Here is a 6,039-nt window from a genome sequence, read left to right on the forward strand (position 1 = left end):
CCGCCGCTCGGTCTGCGACGCAGCGGCCCGGCTGCTCGGCCTGGCGAGCCTGCGCGAGGTCGAGCCCACCGGCCTCGAGGACGCCGTCGGCTCGTTGCCGCACGAAGAGATGCGCCGCCTGGTTCGGCACGTGGTGACCGAGATCGACCGGGTTCGCACGGCCGCAGCCCTGCTGGAGACCGGTCGCATCCGCGACCTCGGTCCGCTGCTGGACGCCTCGCACCGCTCCCTGAGCGAGGACTTCCGGGTGTCCTGCGAGGAGCTCGACCTCGCCTGCGAGACGGCCGTCTCGGCGGGCGCCCTGGGCGCGCGGATGACCGGCGGTGGCTTCGGCGGGTCGGCCATCGCCCTGGTCGACAGCGGGGCCGAGGAGGTGGTGGCCGACGCCGTCACCGCCGCCTTCGACCGGGCCGGGTACGCGGCGCCCGCCTTTCTGCACGCCGTCCCGAGCGGACCTGCGGGACGGGTGGCCACTCGGACCTGACCTGCCTCGACCGGACGGCAGTGAGCGAAGATGACTGACAGGCCGAGGCAGCGAGGAGGGGACTGTGCGAGCGGTTCAGGTTGTGACGTTGGACGGCCCAGCCGCCGTCGCGGTGAACGAGGTCCCGGAGCCGACTACGTCCGACGGCTCGGTGGTCGTCGAGGTGCATGCCGCAGGGGTGGCGTTCCCCGACGTCCTGCTCACCCGTGGCCGCTACCAGTACAAGCCGGATCCGCCGTTCACGCTGGGCGCCGAGATCTCCGGGGTCGTCCGGTCCGCACCCGCCGGTTCCGCGGTTCGGCCCGGCGACCGGGTCGCCGCGTTCCCGATGTTCGGCGGGTTCGCCGAGGTGGTGGCGGTCGAGCCGCACCTCGTGCTGCCGCTGCCCGACTCGGTGTCCTTCGAGACCGGCGCGGCGCTGCCGATGAACTACCTGACGGCGCACTTCGCGCTGCTCCGGCGTGGCCGTCTGAAGTCGGGCGAGACCGTCCTGGTGCACGGGGCGGCCGGTGGGGTCGGCACGGCTGCGGTCCAGCTGGCCCGCGCGCTGGGCGCGCGAGTGCTGGCCGTCGTGTCGGGCGCGCAGAAGGCGGACATGGCGCGGACCGCCGGCGCCCACGACGTGGTGCTGGCCGAGGGATTCCGGGACGCCGTTAAGGAGCTCACCGGCGGGGCCGGGGCCGACATCGTGGTGGACCCCGTCGGTGGGGACCGGTTCACCGACTCGCTGCGCAGCCTCGCACCCGAGGGCCGGCTGCTGGTCATCGGCTTCACCGGCGGCGAGATCCCGACGGTGAAGGTGAACCGGCTGCTGCTGAACAACATCGAGGTCGTTGGCGTCGGCTGGGGGGCGTTTTGGATGTCCCGGCCGGAGTTCCTCCAGCAGCAGTGGGCGCAGCTGCTTCCGCTGCTGGCCGACGGCCGGATCGACCCGCCGATCGGCCGCACCTACCCGCTGGAGCAGACCGCCGCGGCGCTGGACGACGTGGAGCAGCGCCGGGCGCTCGGCAAGCTCGTGCTCAGGATGCGCTGACCCGGCTCACCGGTCCGGCCGCTTCCCGAGCGGCGTCCCCCGGACCTGCGAGTAGACGCCCGCCAGCCGCGCCGGACCGACCAGCTCCGGTCGGAGTCCGGCGTCCACGAGCTCCGCCAGCGCGATCTGGCCATCGGGCGCGAAGGCGAGCAGGCGCGTCCTCAGCCGGTGCGTCCCGGCGGCGCCGCGAGCGATCGGCTCGAGCAGCCGGACCTCGCCTCGGCTGACGCGGGCCAGCTCGCGCAGGGCAGCCTGCCGTTGCGGCGCCCGGAGCAGGCCGAGCACGCCGGCGGCGACCACCACGTCGAACGACCCCGTGCGGAACGGCAGCTCGGTGCAGTCGCCCCGGACGAGGCGACTGCGACCCGGTCCCCATCCGTGAGTACCTCGCCGCGCCCGATGGAGCATCGCCGGGTTCCGGTCGAGCCCCACGTAGTCGACGCCTCGCGAGCGCAGGCTCCGAGCCAGGAAGGCCGGGCCGCAGCCGACCTCGAGCACGACTCCACCGTCGACCCCGGCGACGAGCTCGCCCAGCCAGCGGTGCCAGCCCACGAGCGCGACGGTGCGGTCGTAGCCGGGCGCCGCGAACGTCCACCAGCGGTCCGTCCGCTGGCTGGTTCTGCGGCTGCCGGGCATGCGACCTCCGTCCTGGCACCGACCATTGTGGGTGGCGAGCAGCCGTCAGGTGGTGAGGCCTTCGGCCCTGGCGCCGGCCCCGAGGGCGTTGCAGGCTGTCACGTACGAAGTCGGAGGAAGGGCGTCCATGAGAAGCGACAGGCGTTGGTCTGAGCTGTCGGGCACTCAGCGTTCGGCCATCCTGGTCGCGGCGTCCATCGAGCTGGCCCTGACGGCCACGGCCCTCGTCGACCTGGTCCGGCGTCCAGCGGCCGAAGTCCACGGCCCCAAGGGGCTGTGGGCGCTGGGCGTGTTCGTGCAGCCGATCGGGCCGATCGCCTACCTGACTTGCGGCCGCCACCGCGGCTGACGGCGCTGCGGCGCGCTGCTAACCCTGCACTGGCCAGGGACTAAGACTCCGCTAACCACAAGCGCAGGACCGGTCACTGCCCGTAGCGTTCGACCGAGCGGGTCCCCGCAGTTCCCGAGGCTGCGGGGACTCGTTTCTCCCGTCCCCGATTGAGGGACCAGCTGGGCGCCCCGGGTGCGGCTGTGGTCGTCCACGCGTCGGTGACGGAGAGTCAGGACGCGACCCGTAGCGGTGGACCCGGAGGTGCCGCTGAGCCGGCCGCTATCACCCCACGATGGCGTAGTGGAGGTGGACCACGCCGCTGCGGAAACGGTGCTCGTCCACCAGCTCGAGCCGCAGCCGGACCTGACCGGAGAGAGCAGGTGTGCCGCCTCCCACGACGACGGGGACGACGAACAGGTGGCACTCGTCGACCAGCCCGGCCCGGATCGCCGACGTGGCGAGACCGGAACCTCCCACGCTGATGTCGCGGCCCGATGTGGCCTTCCACCGCCGAACCGCCTCCGGGTCGAAGTCCCGCTCGAGCCGAGTCCGGGCGCTGGACACGGTCCGCAGAGTCCGGGAGTAGACGACCTTGTCGGCCTGCTGCCACAGTGTCGCGTAGTCCTGGATGAACCGCGGCTGGTCGTCGCTCGCGCTCGCGGTCTCCCAAAAGCGCATCACCTCGTACATCCGGCGCCCGTACAGGTAGGTGCCGACCCGGCGTTCGAGGTCGTTGACGAAGCGGTGCACCTCCTCGTCGGGGGCCGCCCAGTCGAAGGAGCCGTCAGCGTCGGCCACGAAACCGTCCAGCGACACGATCGCGGTGTAGAGCAGCCTGGCCGTCACTGACTCACCCTTGCATCCCCCGCGTCGCGCAGCCAGGTCCGTAGGTTGTCGGCATGGCACGCATCGCGTTCGTGGGGCTGGGCGTGATGGGGCACGGAATGGCGGCCCGCCTGCTCGCCGCCGGCCACGACCTCGCCGTCTACAACCGCACTCCGGGCAGAGCCGCGGAGCTGGTCGACGCCGGTGCTCGCCTCGTGGCCACGCCCAGGCAGGCGGCGGCCGGGGCGGCTGCAGTGTTCACCATAGTCAGCGACGAGGAGGCGTCCCGGGCGGTGTGGCAGGGGCCGGCTGGGCTGCTCGCCGCGGACCTGGCGCCCGGGGCGTTCGCCGTCGAGTGCTCGACCCTCTCGCACGGCTGGGTCCTGGAGCTGGCCAGGGTCGCGCAGGACCGGGGGCTGCGCTACCTGGACTGCCCGGTCACCGGCCTGCCGGACGCAGCAGCCGCCGGGCGGCTGACCCTGCTGATCGGAGCAGCCGACGCCGACCTCGACGCGGCCGAGCCGCTGCTGCTTCCGCTGTCTGTCGACCGGCTGCACTTCGGTCCGATCGGCGCCGGCACCGCCTACAAGCTGATCACCAACTTGATGGGGGCCGTGCAGATCGCCGCGGCCGCGGAGGGCCTGGCGCTCGCCGAGCGCGCCGGGCTCGACCTCGACCAGGTGGCCCGGGCCGTCGCCTCGGGCCAGGCGGCCAGCCCGCAGGTGGTCCGGAACAGTCGGAGGATGGTGGACGGCGGTCACGACCGCGACATCGTGTTCTCCGGTCGGCTGCGGCACAAGCACGCCGACTACGGCGTCCGTCTCGCCGACTCGCTCGGGGTCTCCGCGCCGTTGGGACGTGCGACGCTCGGCGGGCTCGACCGGCTGCTGAGCCTCGGACTCGGCGACCAAAACGAGAGCGCGATCATCGAGGTCGCCCGGCAGGCACACCCCCGGTGACAGTTGGGAGCCGGCCGGGTCGATCCGCTCCCGTCAGGTCCCGGTGCCGGGTGCCGGAGCCCGGCTCGCCGACACGACGGCCAGCACGATGGTCACCGCACCGATCGCGAGCAGCACCAGCCCGGTGACCAACAGGGCGATCCAGATCCAGCCGAGGACCGGCGCCGTGGCTCCGATGTCGGCGCGGACCGCGACGCCGGCGCTTGCGTCCGCGTTCATCACCACGACCGTCCACTGCCCGCTCTCCGGCGTCCAGGTCAGGGTCTGGGTGCCGGCCCCGCTGGCGGTGCCGGCCCAGAAGGTCTGCTCGCCGGGCGCGCCTGACGGTGCACTACCGGAGTGCTCCCGGTAGGTGGTGGTACCGGCACCGAAGTTGGTGACGGTCGAGTAGCCGGCCACCGCGAGGTAGCGGGACACCTCCGCGGAGCGGGCCACTCCGACGAACACGTCGCGGTCAGCGACTGTCCCGGTCACGCGCACCCGGACCGTGCCGAGCGATTGGTCGACCAGCCCCGAGCCGACGTCCTGCCCCGTGAGACCCAGGGTGATCCGCTCGGTGGCGAGCGCGTACTGGCCGGTGGACAAGCTGCGAGTCGGCGAGGTCAGGTAGCCGTCGGACCCCCGGGCGACCTGGTCCGCCCACAACACTCCCATGCCTCCGGCCATCAGCCCGGAGGCGACCAGGACAACCAGGGCACCGACGACGACCGCCACGATGCGACCCGCCGTCCAGCGACTCGCCACCGGAGCGGCGGACGAACCCGGGGGCTCGGCCAGGGGTGCCGGCGGGACTGCCAGTGTGGCCGGCTCGGGGCCGCCCATGTCCAGCCGGAACGGCGGGTAGACATCGGTCATCAGCCCCGCGTACCCAGCCACCCTGAGCACCCAGCGGTTCATACCGAGCACGAAGTCGTACAGCGGACGCGGGTAGGCGCCGGTGAACGCCAGCACGACGGCGGCCACCAAGACCAGCACGCCGATCAGACCGCCCGTGGACACCCGCTGGTCCTCGTAGGTCCACCCCATCCAGACCCCACCGACGAACAACGCGACGACGATGTAGTGCGGGATGGCCAGCAGCCACCACTTCACCAGCACCAGACCCCGCGACAGGTGCTCGGGGTAGTCCACGCTCAGGTGCGCCGGGTAGTCGGGGACCTCCGCCAGCGTGAACGGCGGGTACCGATCGGTGCCGAGGGCGCCGTAGGCGTAGTAGGCCACCCGCCAGGACCAGCGCAGCACTCCGACATTGAAGTCGAAGACCGCGCGCGGGTACCGGCCGGTGAACAGGATCGCGAAGAACGCAACGATCGACAGCAGCGCGAAGGCGAGCCACAAAAGCGCCAGGACGACGAAGTGCGGGATGGCCAGCACCCACTTCACCAGCCACAGCCAGCGCGACAGCGACCGGTCCAGCTCGGCGTCGACATGCACCGGATACACCACGGATGTCGCCACAGCGACCAACTCCCCCGGAGGGCTCAGCAGCACAACCAGCGCGCCGCGCTCGGTCACCCTCCACGCTCGACCACGCAGGCGTAGCACGCCAGGGACTTTCGGACCCGACTCTGGCAGCCCTAAGCGCCATCGCCGCTCGGTGGGGTGATGGTTCTCGTCGGCGGTGCCTAGAACTACAGCCGCATTTACTTTGATCTTAGTCGGCGTGTCGGCTTGAGTTGCTGATCGTTTCCCGGATCTTGGGCCGGGTGGCTGATGATGTCGGGGGGGCGGACGTCGAGGTGTGGGCGTGGGGGCTGGGTGAGGTCCAGGC

The 6,039-nt window shown here is 72.1% G+C and carries 7 protein-coding genes; 4 read left to right on the plus strand and 3 right to left on the minus strand.

Translation table 11 applies throughout. From position 1 onward, the window contains the following. Positions 1–484 (plus strand): galactokinase (locus tag VIM19_03195; protein ID HEY5183915.1); only part of this gene is annotated, 484 nt, incomplete at its 5' end. A 64-nt stretch (positions 485–548) separates the two neighbouring features. Then, positions 549–1,517 (plus strand): NADPH:quinone oxidoreductase family protein, encoded by a 969-nt coding sequence (locus tag VIM19_03200; GenBank protein HEY5183916.1) that lies wholly within the window; start codon positions 549–551, stop codon positions 1,515–1,517. 6 nt (positions 1,518–1,523) lie between these two features. Here VIM19_03200 and VIM19_03205 read toward each other — a convergent pair whose 3' ends face one another. Continuing rightward, positions 1,524–2,153 (minus strand): class I SAM-dependent methyltransferase, encoded by a 630-nt coding sequence (locus VIM19_03205; protein HEY5183917.1) that lies wholly within the window; start codon positions 2,151–2,153, stop codon positions 1,524–1,526. Positions 2,154–2,280: 127 nt separating this feature from the next. On the opposite strand from VIM19_03205, the gene VIM19_03210 reads away from it, so the two are divergent. Further along, positions 2,281–2,502 carry a PLD nuclease N-terminal domain-containing protein gene (locus VIM19_03210; GenBank protein ID HEY5183918.1) on the plus strand — a complete coding sequence of 74 codons (222 nt, stop codon included), beginning with the start codon at positions 2,281–2,283 and terminating at the stop codon, positions 2,500–2,502. Positions 2,503–2,766: 264 nt separating this feature from the next. Here VIM19_03210 and VIM19_03215 read toward each other — a convergent pair whose 3' ends face one another. After that, positions 2,767–3,330 (minus strand): dihydrofolate reductase family protein, encoded by a 564-nt coding sequence (locus VIM19_03215; GenBank protein ID HEY5183919.1) that lies wholly within the window; start codon positions 3,328–3,330, stop codon positions 2,767–2,769. Positions 3,331–3,383: 53 nt separating this feature from the next. Between VIM19_03215 and VIM19_03220 the strand changes: the two genes are divergently transcribed. Continuing rightward, positions 3,384–4,268 carry an NAD(P)-dependent oxidoreductase gene (locus VIM19_03220; protein ID HEY5183920.1) on the plus strand — a complete coding sequence of 295 codons (885 nt, stop codon included), beginning with the start codon at positions 3,384–3,386 and terminating at the stop codon, positions 4,266–4,268. A gap of 33 nt (positions 4,269–4,301) precedes the next feature. Here VIM19_03220 and VIM19_03225 read toward each other — a convergent pair whose 3' ends face one another. Further along, positions 4,302–5,783, minus strand: a complete 1,482-nt coding sequence (locus tag VIM19_03225; GenBank protein HEY5183921.1) for a DUF4389 domain-containing protein — start codon at positions 5,781–5,783, stop codon at positions 4,302–4,304. Positions 5,784–6,039: the final 256 nt, after the last annotated feature.

The organism is Actinomycetes bacterium (assembly GCA_036510875.1).
Classification (GTDB): Bacteria; Actinomycetota; Actinomycetes; order Prado026; family Prado026; genus DATCDE01.

What these genes read in the sequence shown, in the direction of transcription:
- VIM19_03205 (HEY5183917.1), bottom strand. Translation starts at nt 2,153, where the DNA reads ATGCCCGGCAGCCGCAGAACCAGCCAGCGGACGGACCGCTGGTGGACG.
- VIM19_03210 (HEY5183918.1), top strand. Translation starts at nt 2,281, where the DNA reads ATGAGAAGCGACAGGCGTTGGTCTGAGCTGTCGGGCACTCAGCGTTCG.
- VIM19_03220 (HEY5183920.1), top strand. Translation starts at nt 3,384, where the DNA reads ATGGCACGCATCGCGTTCGTGGGGCTGGGCGTGATGGGGCACGGAATG.